This window comes from Nostoc sp. (assembly GCF_036917375.1).
Classification (GTDB): Bacteria; Cyanobacteriota; Cyanobacteriia; order Cyanobacteriales; family Nostocaceae; genus Nostoc.
The window spans coordinates 1-1,487 of the sequence record NZ_JBALDN010000047.1; the positions used below are offsets into that span (position 1 = coordinate 1).

Consider the following 1,487-nt stretch of genomic DNA (forward strand, 5'->3'; position numbering starts at 1 on the left):
CAATACGGTTCAGTTAAGGCTGAAAGTCGTGTAAATTAAGCATTGTCCAAGAATGAAAATGAGCGTGTGGTGCATCTCAAAGATTTCTTATTGGTGTCTCCAGATATACAAAGTAGTGACGTACTGAAAGCAATCGAGACAGCGATTCCAGCTTTTGCCATCGAACAGGCGATCGCTAATACCAAAACCGAAGAGGAACGCAGGCGATCGCTACCAGCACAATTAGTGGTTAGTCTGGTAATAGCAATGAGTCTTTGGTCTAAAGACTCGATGCGTGATGTACTGAAAAACTTAATTGATGGACTAAGTGAATCATGGGTGAAAGTTGGTAAATATTGGCGAGTACCTTGTAAGTCAGCCATTACACAAGCCCGACAGCGATTAGGTGCAAGGGTAATGAGCCAATTATTTCATCAGTTAATACGACCAATGGCGACACAGGAGACATTAGGAGCGTTTCTCAATGGACTAAGAATTGTAGTCATTGATGGAACAGTATTCGATGTCCCAGACAGCGATGAAAATGCAAGAGTTTTTGGTCGCCCCAGTAGTCGTCCAGGTACACAAGCAGCATTTCCCAAAGTTAGATTAGTCATATTAGTAGAAGCAGGAACGCACTTAATCTTTGATGCTTTAATGTGTCCATATCGCATCGGAGAACGAGTGCGGGCATTGAAATTATTACGCTCTGTACAATCAGGGATGTTATTGATGTGGGATAGGGGATTGCATTCATATGCAATGGTGAAGACAACAGTGTCTAAGGGATGTGACTATTTAGGAAGAATTCCTGCCAATGTGAAATTTCTTGCAGAACAACCTTTAGAAGACGGCTCTTACCTGTCATATATTTATCCATCGGGCAAGCTTAGAAAAAAAGGTTGTCAACCAATACTGCTACGAGTGATTGAATACACAATTGAACATCCAGAAAACCCTACTGAACAACTTACATATCGCTTGATTACAAGCCTATTAGATATTGAAAAATTCCCCGCCGAGTTGTTAGCCAGAGAGTATCATCAGCGTTGGGAAGTAGAAAATACAATTGATGAATTGAAAATACACCTTTTAGGACGAAAAACTCACGTTCGTTCCCAAAAAGCACGGGAAGTCGTGCAAGAGGTATACGGCTGGTTGTTGGGGCATTGGTCAGTCAGGGTATTAATGTTTCAAGCTGCAACCAGTGCTGAGGTTCCACCATTACGTCTGGGTTTTACAGGAACATTACGAGTCATCCGTCGTGCCCTTCCTAAGTTTCAACGCTTACAACCAGAAGAATTCCCTTTTTTTTCGATTGGCTAACCCTAGAGATTTTAGATACCTTATTACCTGAACGAGTTTCACGTAATAACCCTAGAGTTGTGAAAAAACCTGTATCAAAGTTTCGTTCTAAAAAGCCAAAACATAGAGGTACTGGACAACGAGTTGAAGCTCCTAAATTTCATATCACTAATCAGTCTTTCAGCCTTAACTGAACCGTATTG

At 41.4% G+C, this 1,487-nt stretch carries 1 protein-coding gene; it reads left to right on the plus strand.

All coding sequences use genetic code 11. The features are described from left to right. The first annotated feature begins 159 nt into the window (after positions 1-159). Positions 160-1,305 carry an IS4 family transposase gene (locus V7K45_RS12450; protein WP_335003776.1) on the plus strand — a complete coding sequence of 382 codons (1,146 nt, stop codon included), beginning with the start codon at positions 160-162 and terminating at the stop codon, positions 1,303-1,305. The last annotated feature ends 182 nt before the right edge of the window (positions 1,306-1,487 follow it).